The sequence below is a fragment of the Paraplanobispora siamensis genome, assembly GCF_016863175.1.
Taxonomy (GTDB): domain Bacteria; phylum Actinomycetota; class Actinomycetes; order Streptosporangiales; family Streptosporangiaceae; genus Planobispora; species Planobispora siamensis.
Map to the genome: position 1 here is coordinate 167,129 of NZ_BOOJ01000014.1, position 15,304 is coordinate 182,432.

General features: G+C 72.2%; 16 protein-coding genes. 14 read left to right on the forward strand and 2 right to left on the reverse strand.

Annotation, left to right across the window (positions count from 1 at the left end; genetic code table 11):
• Positions 1 to 2: 2 nt before the first annotated feature.
• From Psi01_RS08165 to rfbD, 3 genes are read left to right on the forward strand one after another with little or no spacing between them, the layout of a single operon-like run.
• A complete protein-coding gene (locus Psi01_RS08165) occupies positions 3 to 1,070 on the forward strand; it encodes a glucose-1-phosphate thymidylyltransferase (protein WP_204063321.1) in 1,068 nt (355 codons plus the stop codon).
• The gene (gene rfbB / locus Psi01_RS08170) at positions 1,067 to 2,026 is read left to right on the forward strand and encodes a dTDP-glucose 4,6-dehydratase (RefSeq protein WP_204063322.1); all 960 of its coding nucleotides are present in this window, start codon (positions 1,067 to 1,069) and stop codon (positions 2,024 to 2,026) included. The genes Psi01_RS08165 and rfbB overlap by 4 nt, the downstream gene beginning before the upstream one ends.
• On the forward strand, positions 2,023 to 2,865 hold the full coding sequence (rfbD, locus tag Psi01_RS08175; protein WP_204063323.1) for a dTDP-4-dehydrorhamnose reductase: 843 nt from the start codon (positions 2,023 to 2,025) through the stop codon (positions 2,863 to 2,865). Before rfbB ends, rfbD begins: the two co-directional genes overlap by 4 nt.
• Here the strand turns inward: rfbD and rfbC are convergent.
• Positions 2,826 to 3,437, reverse strand: a complete 612-nt coding sequence (gene rfbC, locus Psi01_RS08180) for a dTDP-4-dehydrorhamnose 3,5-epimerase (protein ID WP_204063324.1) — start codon at positions 3,435 to 3,437, stop codon at positions 2,826 to 2,828. The two genes, rfbD and rfbC, sit on opposite strands and share 40 nt — an antisense overlap.
• Positions 3,438 to 3,487: 50 nt before the next feature.
• Here rfbC and Psi01_RS08185 point away from each other — a divergent pair, with 50 nt between their 5' ends.
• From Psi01_RS08185 to Psi01_RS08230, 10 genes are all read left to right on the forward strand, one after another.
• Positions 3,488 to 3,772 carry a hypothetical protein gene (locus tag Psi01_RS08185; protein WP_204063325.1) on the forward strand — a complete coding sequence of 95 codons (285 nt, stop codon included), beginning with the start codon at positions 3,488 to 3,490 and terminating at the stop codon, positions 3,770 to 3,772.
• 56 nt (positions 3,773 to 3,828) lie between these two features.
• Positions 3,829 to 5,034: a class I SAM-dependent methyltransferase gene (locus Psi01_RS08190; protein ID WP_204063326.1), complete on the forward strand. Its 1,206-nt coding sequence runs from the start codon at positions 3,829 to 3,831 to the stop codon at positions 5,032 to 5,034.
• Positions 5,031 to 5,849 carry a glycosyltransferase family protein gene (locus Psi01_RS08195; RefSeq protein ID WP_204063327.1) on the forward strand — a complete coding sequence of 273 codons (819 nt, stop codon included), beginning with the start codon at positions 5,031 to 5,033 and terminating at the stop codon, positions 5,847 to 5,849. Before Psi01_RS08190 ends, Psi01_RS08195 begins: the two co-directional genes overlap by 4 nt.
• Before the next feature lie 34 nt (positions 5,850 to 5,883).
• On the forward strand, positions 5,884 to 6,531 hold the full coding sequence (locus Psi01_RS08200; protein WP_204063328.1) for a PIG-L deacetylase family protein: 648 nt from the start codon (positions 5,884 to 5,886) through the stop codon (positions 6,529 to 6,531).
• Between the two features lie 13 nt (positions 6,532 to 6,544).
• Positions 6,545 to 7,564: an NAD-dependent epimerase/dehydratase family protein gene (locus Psi01_RS08205; RefSeq protein ID WP_204063329.1), complete on the forward strand. Its 1,020-nt coding sequence runs from the start codon at positions 6,545 to 6,547 to the stop codon at positions 7,562 to 7,564.
• Entirely contained in the window at positions 7,561 to 8,856 is a 1,296-nt protein-coding gene (locus Psi01_RS08210) for a DUF4910 domain-containing protein (protein WP_239127312.1), read from the forward strand. The genes Psi01_RS08205 and Psi01_RS08210 overlap by 4 nt, the downstream gene beginning before the upstream one ends.
• Positions 8,853 to 9,842 carry a hypothetical protein gene (locus tag Psi01_RS08215; protein WP_204063330.1) on the forward strand — a complete coding sequence of 330 codons (990 nt, stop codon included), beginning with the start codon at positions 8,853 to 8,855 and terminating at the stop codon, positions 9,840 to 9,842. Before Psi01_RS08210 ends, Psi01_RS08215 begins: the two co-directional genes overlap by 4 nt.
• A gap of 65 nt (positions 9,843 to 9,907) precedes the next feature.
• The gene (locus Psi01_RS08220) at positions 9,908 to 11,416 is read left to right on the forward strand and encodes a lipopolysaccharide biosynthesis protein (RefSeq protein WP_239127313.1); all 1,509 of its coding nucleotides are present in this window, start codon (positions 9,908 to 9,910) and stop codon (positions 11,414 to 11,416) included.
• Complete coding sequence (locus tag Psi01_RS08225; RefSeq protein WP_204063332.1) at positions 11,409 to 12,290, forward strand: glycosyltransferase family 2 protein; 882 nt, start codon at positions 11,409 to 11,411, stop codon at positions 12,288 to 12,290. The genes Psi01_RS08220 and Psi01_RS08225 overlap by 8 nt, the downstream gene beginning before the upstream one ends.
• 145 nt (positions 12,291 to 12,435) lie before the next feature.
• Positions 12,436 to 13,386 carry a hypothetical protein gene (locus tag Psi01_RS08230; RefSeq protein WP_204063333.1) on the forward strand — a complete coding sequence of 317 codons (951 nt, stop codon included), beginning with the start codon at positions 12,436 to 12,438 and terminating at the stop codon, positions 13,384 to 13,386.
• On the opposite strand, the gene Psi01_RS08235 is transcribed toward Psi01_RS08230, so the two are convergent.
• Positions 13,387 to 14,253 carry a DUF6492 family protein gene (locus tag Psi01_RS08235; RefSeq protein WP_204063334.1) on the reverse strand — a complete coding sequence of 289 codons (867 nt, stop codon included), beginning with the start codon at positions 14,251 to 14,253 and terminating at the stop codon, positions 13,387 to 13,389. It abuts the gene before it with no gap.
• Between the two features lie 166 nt (positions 14,254 to 14,419).
• On the opposite strand from Psi01_RS08235, the gene Psi01_RS08240 reads away from it, so the two are divergent.
• Positions 14,420 to 15,169, forward strand: a complete 750-nt coding sequence (locus Psi01_RS08240) for a YveK family protein (RefSeq protein WP_204063335.1) — start codon at positions 14,420 to 14,422, stop codon at positions 15,167 to 15,169.
• Positions 15,170 to 15,304: the final 135 nt, after the last annotated feature.

Here is a 15,304-nt window from a genome sequence, read left to right on the forward strand (position 1 = left end):
ACGTGAAAGCACTCGTGCTCGCCGGGGGGTCGGGCACCCGATTACGGCCGATCACCCACACCTCCGCCAAGCAGCTCGTCCCCGTGGCCAACAAACCGGTGCTCTTCTACGGACTGGAGGCCATCGCGGCGGCCGGCATCCGGGAGATCGGGATGGTCGTCGGCGACACCCAGGCCGAGATCGAGGCCGCCGTCGGCGACGGGACCGCCTTCGGCCTGGAGGTGACCTACCTGCGCCAGCGGGCGCCGCTCGGCCTGGCCCACGCGGTGCTCATCGCCCGCGACTATCTGGGCGGCGACGACTTCGTCATGTACCTCGGCGACAACTTCATCGTCGGCGGGATCGACGACCTCGTGGAACGCTTCGCCCGGGACCGGCCGGCGGCGCAGATCATGCTCACCCGGGTCGGCGACCCCCGGCAGTTCGGCGTCGCCGAACTCGACGCGCGGGGCCGCGTGATCCGGCTGGAGGAGAAGCCCCGCGTGCCCAAGAGCGACCTCGCGCTGGTGGGCGTCTACCTGTTCACGCCGGAGGTCCACGAGGCGGTCGCCGAGCTCAAGCCGTCCTGGCGGGGCGAGCTGGAGATCACCGACGCGATCCAGTGGCTGATCGAGGACGGCCGGCGGGTCGAGTCGTCCGTCATCTCCGGCTACTGGAAGGACACCGGCGACGTGACCGACATGCTGGAGGTCAACCGGCTGGTCCTGGAGTCGGTGGAACCCCGGCTGGACGGCCGGGTGGACGGCGCCAGTGAGCTGATCGGCCGGGTGGTCGTCGAGCCCGGCGCGGCCGTCGAGCGGTCCCGCATCGTCGGCCCGGCGATCATCGGAGCCGGGGCCAGGATCCTCGACAGCTACGTCGGCCCCTTCACCTCGATCGCCGCCGGCTGCACGGTCAGCGGCAGCGAGATCGAGTACTCCATCGTCCTGCCCAGATCCTCGATCTCCGGGGTGTCCCGGATCGAGGCCTCCCTCATCGGCCACGACGTCGAGGTCACCCCCGCCCCCGCCACTCCCCGAGCCCACCGCCTCGTGCTGGGCGATCACAGCAAGGTCCAGATCAGTTCATGAGCGCACCTATCTGCGGGCCCGCGCGGGTCCTCGTCACCGGCGGCGCCGGATTCATCGGTTCGGCCTACGCCCGGATGCTGGCGGCGGACGGAGCCGAGGTGACCGTGCTCGACCGGCTCACCTACGCGGGCAACCCCGCCAACCTGGAAGGGGTCCCGCACACGTTCGTGCACGGTGACATCTGCGACCCCGTACTGCTGGCGCAGGTGGTCCCCGGCCACGACGTCGTGGTCAACTTCGCCGCGGAGTCCCATGTGGACCGGTCGATCGACTCGGCCGCGGAGTTCGTGCGGACCAACGTCATGGGCGTGCAGACCCTCATGCAGGCCTGCCTGGAGGCGCGGATCCCGCGCGTGGTGCAGGTCTCCACCGACGAGGTGTACGGCTCGATCGAGACCGGCTCGTGGAACGAGTTCGCGCCGCTGCGCCCGCGCTCGCCGTACTCCGCCTCCAAGGCGGGCGGGGACATGATCGCCCGGGCCTACGCGGTCACCCACGGGCTGCCGGTCTCCATCACCCGCTGCGGCAACAACTACGGGCCCCGCCAGTTCCCGGAGAAGGTGATCCCGCTGTTCGTCACCAACCTCCTGCAGGGACGCAAGGCGCCCCTGTACGGCGACGGGACCAACGTCCGCGACTGGATCCACGTCGACGACCACTGCGCGGCCATCCGGCTGGTGTCCTGCGAGGGCGAGCCCGGCGAGGTCTACCACATCGCCGGGACGGCGGAGCTGACCAACCTGGAGCTCACCGAGCGCATCCTGAAGGCCTGCGGGGCCGGGTGGGACATGGTCGAGCACGTGGAGGACCGCAAGGGTCACGACCTGCGCTACTCCCTCGACGACAGCAGGCTGCGCTCGATGGGCTACGCGCCGAGGATCGGCTTCGACGCCGGTCTGGAGGAGACGGTGCGCTGGTACGCCGACAACCCGCACTGGTGGAAGGCGCTCTCATGACGCGATGGCTGGTCACCGGCGCGCGGGGGATGCTCGGCGCCGACCTGGTGACCCTGCTGCGGGGCGAGGGCGAGCAGGTCGCGGCGCTCGGCCGCGACGAGCTCGACGTGCGGGACCCCGACGCGGTGTCGCAGGCCGTACGGCTGCACAAACCCGACGCGGTGGTCAACTGCGCCGGGTGGACGGCCGTGGACGACGCGGAGGCGCGCGAGCCGGAGGCGCTGGCGGTCAACGGCCACGCCGTGCTGGCCCTGGCGCGCGGCTGCGACGAGTTGGGCGCCCGGCTGGTCCAGGTCTCCACCGACTACGTCTTCGACGGGGCCGCGCGGCGGCCGTACCGGGAGGACGACCCGACCGGGCCGCTCGGCGCCTACGGCCGGAGCAAGCTGGCGGGGGAGCGGGCGGCGCTGGAACACGGCCACCTCGTGGTGCGCACGGCCTGGCTGTACGGCGCGCACGGGACGAACTTCGTCCGGACCATGATCAGGCTGGAGTCCGAGCGCGACACCGTCACGGTGGTCGACGACCAGACCGGGCAGCCCACGTGGACCGCCGACCTGGCGGCCGAGCTGGTCCGGCTGGTCCGCGCCGACGCCCCCGGCGGCGTCTACCACGCCACCAACGCCGGCCAGACGACGTGGTACGGCTTCGCGCGCGAGATCTTCACCCTGCTGGGCGCCGACCCGGACCGCGTCCGGCCGGTCGGCAGCTCCCGGTTCCCCCGCCCGGCCCGGCGGCCCGCCTACAGCGTGCTCGCCCGCCGCGCCGGGCCCGCCATGCGGGACTGGCGGCGGGCTCTTCAGGCGGCGTGGCCGTCGGTGGTGGGCGGTGTGCGGTGACGGGTCACGCAGACCTCGTAGTCGGGCAGCAGCCCGGCGGTCAGCGCCTCCTGCAGGGTGGGCGCCGCGGCGTCCTTGTCCGACAGCAGCGGCTCGCCCTCCAGCGGCCAGTCGATGCCGACGGCCGGGTCGAGCGGGTGGACCCCGTGCTCGCGCCCGGGCGCGTACGGCTGCGAGCACGCGTAGACCACGGTCGCGCCGTCGCTGAGCGCGAGGAAGGCGTGGCCGAGCCCCTCGGCGATGTACAGGCCCCGGCGGGTCTCCTCGTCCAGGCGCACGGCCTCCCAGCGGCCGAAGGTCGGCGACCCGGCCCGGACGTCGACGACCACGTCCAGGACGGCGCCGGAGACGCACATGACGTACTTGGCCTGACCGGGCGGGACGTCGGCGAAGTGCACGCCCCGCAGCACGCCCCGCCGGGACACCGAGCAGTTCAGCTGGGCGAGGTCCAGCCGCAGGCTGGCGGCCTCCCGCAGGTCGGCGGCGCGGAACGCCTCCAGGAAGGCGCCGCGGGAGTCGGCGTGGACGCGGGGGGTGTACAGCCAGGCTCCGTCGATGCTGAGGGGCTCCATGCGCCGAAGCATGTCACGCCGCCGGGCGCTCCAGCCCTGAAGATCGGGAATTGCCTGAAGGAGACCAGATCCTCATGATGACCGCCGTCTTCTCCGACAGCACCATGGGCGAGGCCCAGCGGCGAGAGTTGCTCTGCGGCGGGGAGGCGTTCGTCCATCCGGCCACCCCGGCCTCGCGCGAACTGGTGGCTTCCACGAGGGAGCTGATCGCCGACGCGTTCGGCGGCCGTGATCCGGAGACCGCCCAGCACGGCATGGCGGTGGAGGAGCCCGGCTGCGTGCCCGAGGAGCCGGCGCTGGAGTACGAGTCCAGAGCGCTTTCGGGGGCGAGCTGAGTGGCCGGCGGAACCCGTGACACCCACGGTGATCGAGTCGAAAGGGGAGTGCGCCGATGACGATCTGCCGGCTGTGCGGTTCGGAGAGCCTCGCGAGCGTCGTCGACCTCGGTGCGACCCCGCCGTGTGAGCTGTTCCTGACCGCCGAGCAGCTCGACCTCCCGGAGACCACCTATCCGCTGCACCTGAGGGTGTGCACCGAGTGCCTGCTGGCGCAGATACCGCCGCTGATCACTCCGGAGGACACCTTCACCGAGTACGCCTACTTCTCCTCCTACTCCACCTCCTGGGTTGAGCACGCCCGCCGGTTCGTCGCGGAGCGCGACCTGGCGCCGGACGCCTTCGTGGTGGAGGTGGCCAGCAACGACGGCTACCTGCTGCAGCACGTCGTCGGGCGGGGGATCCGGTGCCTGGGCATCGAGCCGTCGGCCAACGTCGGCCGGGCCGCCCGGGAGAAGGGGGTGCCGACCCTCACCGCGTTCCTCACCCCCGGGACCGGCGCCGCGGTGCGCGCCGAGCACGGCCCGGCCGACCTCGTCGTGGCCAACAACGTCTACGCGCACATCCCGGACGTCGTGGGGTTCACCGAGGGGCTGCGAGCCCTGGTGGCCGACGACGGCCTGGTCTCCATCGAGGTCCAGCACCTGCTGACGCTGATGGAGCTCAACCAGTACGACACGATCTACCACGAGCACTTCCAGTACTACACCGTCGCCTCCGCGCAGCGGGCCCTGGCCGGCGGCGGGCTGACGCTGGTGGACGTGGAGCTGCTGCCCACGCACGGCGGCTCGATCCGGCTGTGGGCGCGGCCGTACGGCGAGCCCGGTCCGAGGGTGGACGACGTGCTGGCCCGGGAGAAGGCCGCCGGGCTGCACGAGCTGTCGGGCTACGCCGACTTCGCCGCCCGGGTGGCCAAGGTCCGGCGGGACCTGCTGCGCTTCCTCGTCGAGGCCGCCGACGCGGGCAGGACCGTGGTCGGCTACGGCGCGCCCGGCAAGGGCAACACCCTGCTCAACCACTGCGGCGTCCGCCCCGACCTGCTGGCCTACACGGTGGACCGCAACCCCTACAAACACGGCAGGTTCACTCCCGGCGCGCGCATCCCGATCCTGGCGCCCGAGCGGATCGCCGAGGACCGGCCCGACTACGTGCTGGTCCTGCCGTGGAACCTGCGCGACGAACTCGTCGAGCAGCTGTCGTACGTCCGCGAGTGGGGAGGCCGGCTGGTCTTCCCCATCCCGAGCCTGGAGGTCGTCCCGTGAAGGTGGTCCTCTTCTGCGGCGGTTACGGCACACGCATGCGCAGCGGCGCCCCGGGGGACCCTCCCAAGCCCATGCAGCTCGTCGGACCCCGCCCGCTGATCTGGCACGTGATGCGCTACTACGCGCACTACGGGCACACCGAGTTCATCCTGTGCCTGGGCTACGGCGCCGAGCACATCAAGGACTTCTTCCTGAACTACCGGGAGACCACGTCCAACGACTTCGTCCTGCGCGGCGGCACCGTCGAGCTGCTGTCCACCGACATCGCCGAATGGTCGATCTCGTTCGTGCAGACCGGCATCGACTCGCCCATCGGGGAACGGCTGCGCCGGGTCCGCGAGCACATCGACGGCGACGAGCTGTTCCTGGCCAACTACGCCGACGTGCTCACCGACGCGCCGCTGCCCGAGATCGTCGACCGTTTCGCCGCCTCCGACGCGGGCGCGTCGATGGTGGTCGTGCCGCCGACCGACACCTTCCACTGCATCGAGGTGGACGAGGACGGGTCGGTGGGCGGGATCACGCCGGTCAGCCAGATGCCGTTGTGGATCAACGGCGGGTACTTCGTGCTCCGCCAGGAGATCTTCGAGCACATCCCGCCCGGCGGCGACCTGGTCGCCGACGGCTGCATGGAGCTGGCCAAGGCGGGCCGGCTGCTGGCCTACCCCCACCGCGGGTTCTGGAAGCCCACCGACACCATCAGGGAGCGCGTCGCGCTGAACGAGGCCTACGCGCGCGGCGAACGCCCCTGGATGGTGTGGGAGGACGGCCAGGCGCCGCGCAACCCCCGCCGCCTGGTCAGGCAGGTGTCGTGATGCCCCGGACGAGCGGCGAGAGGCGGGTGGCCCGATGATCCGGCTGCTCCCCGAACGCTGCGCCGAGATCCTGCTGCTCGGCGCGCACTGCGACGACATCGTGATCGGGGCGGGCGGGACCCTGCTGGAGCTGTGCCGGGCCAGTCCGGAGGCGCGGGTCACGGCGCTCGTGCTGTCCGGCGGGGGCACCGCCCGCGAGGACGAGGAACGGGCCGCGCTGGCCGCCTTCTGCCCCAAGGCCGAGCTCGAGGTGACCGTCCTCGACCTCCCGGACGGGCGGCTGCCCGCCAACTGGGAGCGGGCCAAGGAGGCGCTGGAGCGGGTGCGGCGCCGGTGCGACCCGGACGTGGTCTTCGCGCCGTCGCCGCACGACGCGCACCAGGACCACCGGGGACTGGCCCGGCTGGTGCCCACGGCCTTCCGCGATCACCTGGTGCTCGGCTACGAGATCCTCAAGTGGGAGTCCGACCTGGCCCAGCCGAACGTGTTCGTGCCGCTGCCGCAGGACGTCCTGGCCGAGAAGACGGCCCTGCTGCACGAGCACTACCCCTCACAGCACGGCCGTACGTGGTTCGACGAGGAGACCTTCCGCGGCCTGGCCAGGGTGCGCGGGGTGCAGTGCCAGAGCCGCTACGCCGAGGCGTTCCACGCGGCGAAGCTGACCATCGGTCACATGAGGTAATCGGGAGACAGGCGTGCGCGTTCTACTGACCGGCCATCAGGGATATCTCGGCACGGTGATGGCCCCGGTCCTCGCCCGGGCCGGCCACGAGGTGACCGGCCTCGACTCCGGCCTGTTCGCCGCGTGCGTGCTGGGACCTGAGCCGGACGATCCCCGGGGGTTCGCCGTGGACCTGCGCGACGCCGGTCCCGAGCACGTCACCGGGTTCGACGCGGTGGTCCACCTGGCCGCCCTGTCCAACGATCCGCTGGGCACGCTGGCCCCCGAGCTGACCTACGACATCAACCACCACGCCTCGGTACGGCTGGCGCGCCTGGCCCGCGACGCCGGGGTGCGCCGCTTCCTGTACGCCTCCACCTGCTCGGTCTACGGCGCCTCCGGCGGCGACGACCTGGTGGGGGAGGACGCCCCGCTCCGCCCGGTGACGCCCTACGCCGAGTCCAAGGTCAGGGTGGAGGACGACCTGGCCGCGCTGGCCGACGACGACTTCTCCCCGGTGTTCATGCGCAACGCCACCGCCTTCGGGTTCTCGCCGCGTCTGCGCGCCGACATCGTGCTGAACAACCTGGTGGGCCACGCCGTGCTCTCCGGCCAGGTGAAGGTGCTGTCCGACGGCACGCCGTGGCGGCCGCTGGTGCACGCCCTGGACATCGCGGACGCCTTCGCCGCGGCGCTCACCGCCCCGCGCGAGGCCGTGCACGCCAGGGCGTTCAACGTGGGATCGGAGCAGAACAACGTGACCGTCGCGGAGATCGCCGCCGCGGTCGCCGAGACCGTGCCCGGCTCCGAGCTGCTGATCACCGGGGAGGCCGGGGCCGACCCGCGCTCCTACCGGGTGGACTTCTCCCGGATCCGCGCCGCGCTCCCGGAGCACCAGCCCCGCTGGACGGTCAAGGCCGGGGCGGTCGAGCTGGCCGAGGCCTACGAGCGGCACGGGCTGACCCGGGAGGGCTTCGAGCACCGCTTCACCCGGTTGGCGTGGCTGTCGGAGCGGCGCGGGGCCGGGAGCATCTCCCCGGAGCTGCGGCCGTGACCGCCGCCGAGGACACGGCGGTCGGGGAGCGGATGCACGCGCTGGTGCGCCGGCTCTATCCGATCTGCCGCAGCATCACCGGCGACGGCGTGCGCCGCACGCTGGAGATCGTCGGGGAGTCGATCCCGCTGCGGGTCAGCGAGGTGCCCACCGGCACCGAGGTCCTCGACTGGACGGTGCCGCGGGAGTGGAACATCCGCGACGCCTACGTCAAGGACCCCTCCGGCCGCCGGGTCGTCGACTTCAACGCCTCCAACCTGCACGTCGTCGGCTACAGCGTGCCGGTCTCGGCCACGATGACCCTCGACGAGCTGCGCGGGCACCTGCACACGCTGCCCGGCCAGCCCGGCCTGGTCCCCTACCGGACCAGCTACTACGCCGAGACCTGGGGCTTCTGCCTGCGCCAGGAGACGCTGGACGGCATGGGGCCGGGGCCGTACGAGGTCGTGATCGACTCGACCCTGGCGGACGGGCACCTGACCTACGGCGAGTGCGTGGTGCCCGGCGAGACGGCCGACGAGGTGATCGTCTCCTGCCACACCTGCCATCCCTCGCTGGCCAACGACAACCTGGCGGGCATCGCGGTGGCGGTGGAGCTGGCCCGGCGGCTGGCCGCCGGGAGCACGCCGCGCCACACCTACCGGTTCCTGTTCATGCCGGGGACCATCGGCGCGATCACCTGGCTGGCGCGCAACCGGGAACGGGTCGGCCGGATCAGGCACGGGATCGTGCTGGCGTGCGCCGGGGACGGCGGCGCCCTGACCTACAAGCGCAGCAGGCGCGGCGACGCGGTGGTCGACCGGGCCGCGGCCCACGTGCTCAGGAACCGGCCGCACACGATCCTGGACTTCTCGCCGTACGGCTACGACGAGCGGCAGTTCGGCTCGCCCGGCTTCAACCTGCCCGTCGGCGGCCTGACCCGCACCACCTACGCCGGATATCCGGAGTACCACACCTCGGGCGACGACCCGGACTTCGTGCTGCCCGAGGCGATGGCCGACACCCTCGGGGTCCTGGAGGAGATCGTCGAGATCCTCGACGGCGACCGCCGCTACCTCAACCTCAGCCCGTATGGCGAGCCGCAGCTCGGCCGGCGGGGACTGTACGGCTCGCTGGGCGGGCGCAGCGACACCAGGCAGGCCCAGATGGCCATGTTGTGGGTGCTGAACCTCTCCGACGGAGAGCACGGCCTGCTCGACATCGCACAACGATCGGAACTCCCGTTCGCCACGGTGGCGGACGCGGCACGCGCGCTCGTGGGCGCCGGGCTTCTGAAGGAGAAGGTGACATGAGCCAGCTGGGTCTTCGGGTCGGCGAGCTGGTCGAGGTCCGCAGTGAGGCGGAGATCCTGGCCACTCTCGACGAGAGGGGCGAGCTGGACAACCTGCCCTTCATGCCGGAGATGGTGAGGTTCTGCGGACAGCGGCTCACCGTGCACAAGGTGGCGTACAAGCTGTGCGACACGATCAGCGGCACCGGCATGCGCCGCATGGAGCGGGCGGTGCACCTGACCGGGGCGCGCTGCGACGGGTCGGCGCACGGCGGCTGCCAGACGGCCTGCTCGATGTACTGGAAGGAGTCCTGGCTCAAGCGGGTGGAGCCGGGACCCGGACTCCGCCCGGTCCCCGGACCGGCCTCGGACGACCGGCTGCTGAAGCTGGTGGAGGTCAACGCCCGCAGGGAGCCGGCACCGGACGGCGAGGAGCTCTTCTCCTGCCAGGCCACCGAGCTGCTGCGGGCCGCGCCCGCCTGCCTGCCGTTCCGCAGCCTCGGGCAGTACGCCACGGACGTCAGGACCGGCAACGCGGGCGTGCTCGCGACGCTGTACACGATCTTCGTCGGGCTGTTCAACCGCTACCAGAAGCTGAGCAGGCGGATCCTGCCCGGACGGCTGTGGATCAAGAACGGCATGGAGTGGGGCTTCGTCCCCGGCGGCCCGCACACCAGGACCCCGACCGGGGCCATCGGCCTGCAGCCGGGCGAGCTGGTCAGGATCAAGTCCAAGGAGGAGATCGTCGCGACCCTCAACGCCGACCGGCTCAACCGGGGCATGGGCTTCGAGGAGGAGATGGCGCGCCACTGCGGCAAGGTCGCCCGGGTCCAGGCCCGGGTCGAGCGGGCGCTGGATGAGAAGACCGGCAGGCTGCTGAAGATGAAGAGCCCCTGCATCACGCTGGAGGGCATCTTCTGCGACGGCGCCCACAAGCAGAACTGCCCCCGGGAGTTCGTCCCGTTCTGGCGGGAGATCTGGCTGGAGCGCGTGGAGGAGCCCCGATGACCGGATCCGCCGCGGTGCCACCCTCCCCGCTCTCGCCGGAGCCTCCGGTCTCCCGGGATCCTCCAGTGTCCCGGGAGCCCCCGGAGACCGGCGCCGACCTCCGCGAGCCCGCGGAGGCCGGTGCCGAGCTGCGGGAGATCGGCGACAAGGCGGGCCGGGGCCTGCGCTGGAGCCTGGCCGGGAACCTGGTGATGAAGGCCGGCTCCTTCGTGCTGAGCCTGGTGATGGCCTGGCTGCTGGCCCCGTCCGACTTCGGCGTCTTCGCCGTCGCGCTGGCCGCCACCCAGTTCGTCATGGTCGTCAAGGACCTGGGCGTGCAGGCCGCGGTGGTGCAGTGGCGGGGCAGGTTCGAGGAGATGACGCCCACGGCGACGACGCTGAGCCTGGTCTCGGCGGTCGCGCTGTACGGGGTGATCTGGGTCGGCGCGCCCGCCTTCGCGCGGGCGGCGGGGACCGAGGAGGCGGCGGGGGTGGTCCGCCTGCTCACCGCGGTCATCCTCGTCGAGGCCGTCACCGCGGTGCGCAGCGCCACGCTGGTGCGCCGGTTCCGGCAGGACCGGCTCTCCGTGGCCATCATGGCGGGGTTCGTGGTCCAGGCGGCGGTGTCGATCACGCTGGCCGCCGGCGGCGCGGGCCCCTACAGCTTCGCCTGGGGCCAGGTCTGCTCCGCGGTGGTCACCGGGGTGCTGGTGATGGCCTTCGCGCGGCTGCCGTACCGGCTCGGCTTCGACCGGCGGGTGGCCCGCCGGCTGTGGCGCTTCGGCCTGCCCTCCGCCGCCGGCCTCGGCCTGGAGGCGGTGCTGATGAACGTGGGCTACGTCATCGTCGGCAACGTTCTCGGCGAGGAGGAGCTCGGCCTCTTCCTGCTGGCGTTCAACGTGTCGAGCTGGGTGCCCCTGCTGATCACCAGCGCGGTGCGGTACGTGTCGCTGCCGAGCTTCTCCCGGCTGGCCGAGCACGACCCGACGGCGCTGCAGGAGGGGGTACGGCGGGCGGTCCCGCTGCTGTTCTCCTTCGTCATGCCGATCGCCGTGCTGCTGTGGGTGCTGGCCCACCAGCTCATCGGCCTGCTGTACGGGGCCGAGTGGGACCGCTCCGCCGGCGTCCTGCGCTTCCTGGCCGTCCTGATGGTCGTGCGGCTGCTGACCTCGCTCGCCTTCGACATCCTGACCTCGCTGGGGGCGACCAGGAGCACCGTGTGGCTGAACCTGGGCTGGGGCGCGGCCCTGGTGCCCGCGACGTTCGCCGGGGCCCACCTCGACGGCATCCGCGGCGCGGCGGCCGGGCACGCCCTCTCCGCGGTGGCGGTGGCCCTGCCGCTGGCGGTCCTGGCGCTGAGCAGGGTGGGCGTGCGCCTGGGGCCGATCGCCCCGGCGCTGGTACGGCCGCTGCTCGGCGGCCTGGCGGCCGGAGCGCTCACCTGGGGGCTGGCCACCGTGATCGGGGACCGTCCCCTGCTGGAGCTCGGCCTGGCGGGAGGCGCCGGGCTCATCGCCTATGTCCTGATCGTCGTGCCCGGGGAGCAACTCCGGCGGTTCGGCGCGCGTCTGAAGACGAGGAAGTCAGATGAGTAGTACCGACACGCTGGTGTCCATCGGACTGCCGGTGTACAACGGCGCGGACCGGATGGAGGGCGTGGTCCGGTCGGTCCTGGAGCAGGACCACGAGAACCTGGAACTGGTGATCTCCGACAACGCCTCCACCGACCACACCGAGGAGCTCTGCCGCGAGCTGGCCAGGCGGGACAGCCGGGTCGTCTACCACCGCCAGCGCGAGAACATCGGCGCGACGAACAACTTCATCTACGTGGGCGACGTGGCCAGGGGCGCCTACCTGCGCTGGGCGGGCGACGACGACCGGCTGGAGCCCTCGTGCATCTCGCGGTCGCTGCGCCCGTTCGCCGAGGACGAGCGGCTCATCCTGGTCACCTCCCAGACGGCCTACACCGACGCCGGGGGCGTCACCCGGACGATGCCCTACACCGGCACCGGGCTGGGATCCGACGACCCGGTCACGCGCATGGCGGAGATGATGCGGCTGCACACCCAGACCTACCTCCTGCTCGACCCGCTGTACGGCGTGATCAGGCGTGCGCTGCTGACCCGCATCCCGCGCCGCAACATGCTCCGCGAGGACGAGGTCCTCGCGATCAAGCTCGCGCTGGCCGGGCCGTGGAGCCACGTGCCGGAGATCCTCTCGCACCGCAACGTCCACCACCGGCGGCTGTCCGCGCTGGTCCCGCACCTGGAGGTGCCCCGCTGGACGGCGCGTTTCGCCACCACGCTCCAGTACCGCGAGGTCCTGCAGTGGCTGCCCGAGGCCGGCCTGGGCCCGCGGGACCTGCGGCGGGCCCGTGCCGTCGTCCTGAGCATGTACGTGCGCCGCCAGCGGGGTGTCGTCGCACGTCGGGGGCGCAAGGCCCTGCGGCTGGCCACCGGCCGCCGCTGAACCGGATGTAACGGACACCCCCCCGGATTCCGATGGCCAGCATGAGAGGGGCTGCGGTTCGCCGACGCCCTGACGCGGAGGAAAAGGGACGACAGATCGAATGGATTTCTGGAAGATCGTAATCGGCCTTTTCCTACGAAGAACGGTGGGACCACCGCTGGTGCTCCTGTCGGTGCTCGTGGGCGCGCTCGCCTTCCTCCTGGTGCCGCCGACCTACAGTTCCAGCGCTTTCATGGTGCTGACCATGTCGGCGCAGGGCTCGACACTCTCCCAGGACCCGGCCAAGCCGAACGGGCTGAGCAACCCCCTGCTGGAGTTCAACGACGGACTCAAGACCACCTCCGCGATCCTCATCCAGGCCGTCGGCGCCCCGGACGTGCTCGCGCAGCTCGGGGTGCCGGAGGACGGGTCGATCGAGGTCACGATCGACGACGGCAGGACCAACCCCGACATCCTCGACATCAGCGGGCCGTACGTCTACGTGAAGGCCCAGGGCGGTTCCGCGGCCGAGGTCCGGGGGCTGGTGGCCAAGGTGCAGAAGCGGGTCGTCGACGAGCTGACGCGCAGGCAGAAGGAGCTCAGGGCGCCGCCCATCACCTACATCACGGTCGCCGACGTCGTCCCGCCGACCACGCCCGAGGAGGACACCGGCGACAAGGTGCAGTTCGCCGGCCTCGGGTTCGTCCTGACGCTGGCGGGCTCGATGTCCACCGCCTACTTCCTGATCCGCCGGCGCGCGCTCAGGGGCCCGCGGACGGCGCCGGAGGGGGCTGAGACGCCGCGGGAGGCCGCGGCGGAAGGGGCCCCGGCCGAGGACTCCGGGGAGGCCGAGTCATCCGCGTCACCCGCGCGGGAGCCGTCGGAGACGGGGCCACCGGAGAAAGGACCTCCGGAGGAGGTCCCGGAGCGGGATCCCGGGGAGGACCGGCCGGATGAGGAGACCACGCAGGAGCGGCGCCGGGAGGTCCCCGTCCCCCGGATGCTGACCGAGAACGACGACACGCAGGTGTTCATGGTGGTGAAGACCTACGGCTACCCGCGGGGCCGGGCGGGCAACGGGGACGGCACCGACGGGGGACGGGGCAGGGGGGGCTGATCAGCCCCCGGCGACCCGCAGGCAGCGCTCGATCGCGGCCCGCCGTACGTCGGGAGGGGTGTCGGAGTGGGAAGAGATCATCACGCCGATCGGGTCGGGGCCGAGCCGGTCGGCGAAGGCGGCGGCCGACTCGTGGTCGAGCGGCGTCCGCTCGTACCAGTTGTGGCAGGCCGGCGGGCTGGGGGCGGGCGGGGTCTGCAGGGCCTCGTCCGCGAAGACCCCGTAGACGATGAACTCCGAGATGTGCAGCTGGGAGGTGAAGGCGTCCAGCCAGCTGCGGCCGGTCGTCTCGCTGATCCGGGCCTGCATCGCCCGCACGACCGCCGGGTCCCAGAACACCAGCGGGCCCACGTAGTCGGGCAGCGGGGGCGGCGGGGCGGCGGGCAGGCCCAGCAGGTCCCTAGCGACCTGGTGCCACAGGACGTGCCGCTCCATCTCGGCGGTCACCGCCTCGTCCTCGCGCATCAGCGAGAGCCTGCCGTCCACCTTGAACCGCTCGGTGTCGACCGGCCGCACCAGCACCGCGTCGGAGTCGGCCAGCAGCATGACGTCGGCGTCGATCGTCCCGGCCGCGGCGATCTTGGCGGCCTGCTGCATGACCCAGCCGCGGACCGGCGGCCAGGGACGCGCGGCGTTGACCCACACTCCGCCGGGCATGCGCCAGTAACGGCGCGGGATCAGCTCGGGGTGCGTCCAGATGCGGCAGCGCCGGCCGGCGTACCGGGCGAAGGTGGACCTGTGCGCCGCCGGGACGATCACATGGTGCACGGTGTCGTCGGAGGTGTGCTCCAGAACCGAGCGGTGCAGCTGTGCGAAGAGCTCCGCGTCCGGCCTCCAGCTGGGTGTGATCACAGCCAGTTCGGTCATGCCCAGCGTCTCCACTCCTGCGGCGTCCGGTGACGGCGGGGGCCGGTCTCCGACGCGGTCGGGTCAGGGGTCGGGTCAGGGGTCGGTTCAGGGGAAATCGAGCTCCGGCGTAACACAACCACGGAGTCCGAGCGATTGCCAAGGGGAGGCTCGGGGAGGGGCGCTCATGGATTTCTGGCGGACGGCGGTGGTCGTCTTCCGGAGGTGGTACGTCACCTTCCCCGCGTTCCTGCTGGGCCTGGCCGCCGCCTACGGCGCCTACCTGACGGTGCCGACCACCTACACCTCCTACGCGGTCGTGGTCGTGACCATCCCGACCACGGGTAACGGCGTCTCCGGCGACCCGGAGCAGCCGCTGCTGTACACCAACCCGCTGGCGAACTTCGACCACGGGCTCAGCATGACCGCCGGCCTGCTGATCCAGGCGCTGAGCGCCCCGGGGGTGGCGGCCGAGCTCGGCCTGGACCCCTCGGGCCCGACGGGGTACAAGGTGAGCAACGGCGCCAGCAACCCCGAGCTGCTGATCAGCGGCCCCTTCGTGTTCATCGAGGGGGAGAGCACCTCGCCGCAGGCCGCGCAGGACGTCATCAGGAAGGTGATGGAGCGGGCGAGGGTCGAGCTGGTCGAGCGGCAGGACGTCGTGGGAGCGCCGCGGAGCACCTACCTGACCATGACCGACGTGGTGAAGCCGACGCCGCCGGAGGCCAAGCGGGGCAGCAAGCTGCGGGCCGCCGGGGCCGCGCTGGGCGTCGCCACGGTCCTCAGCCTGTGCGCCGCGTTCGCCGCCGAGAGCTTCGCGACCGCCCGCGCGGAGCGGGCCCGCCGCCGCGAGGACGGCGAGGACGGCGAGGACGGCGCCGTGCCGCACGGGTCCCCCTCCGAGCCCGCCGGACGTGAACCGGCCGGGCGGCGCTGACGACGATGGCGACCGGACGGGGGACGACGCGCGGCCCGGAACCCGCCGTGCCCGGATCGGCCCCAGGCGCGAAGGAGGCGGCCGTATCCGGATCGGCCCGGGGCACGGAGGAGGCGACCGGGCCCGGGCCGGGTG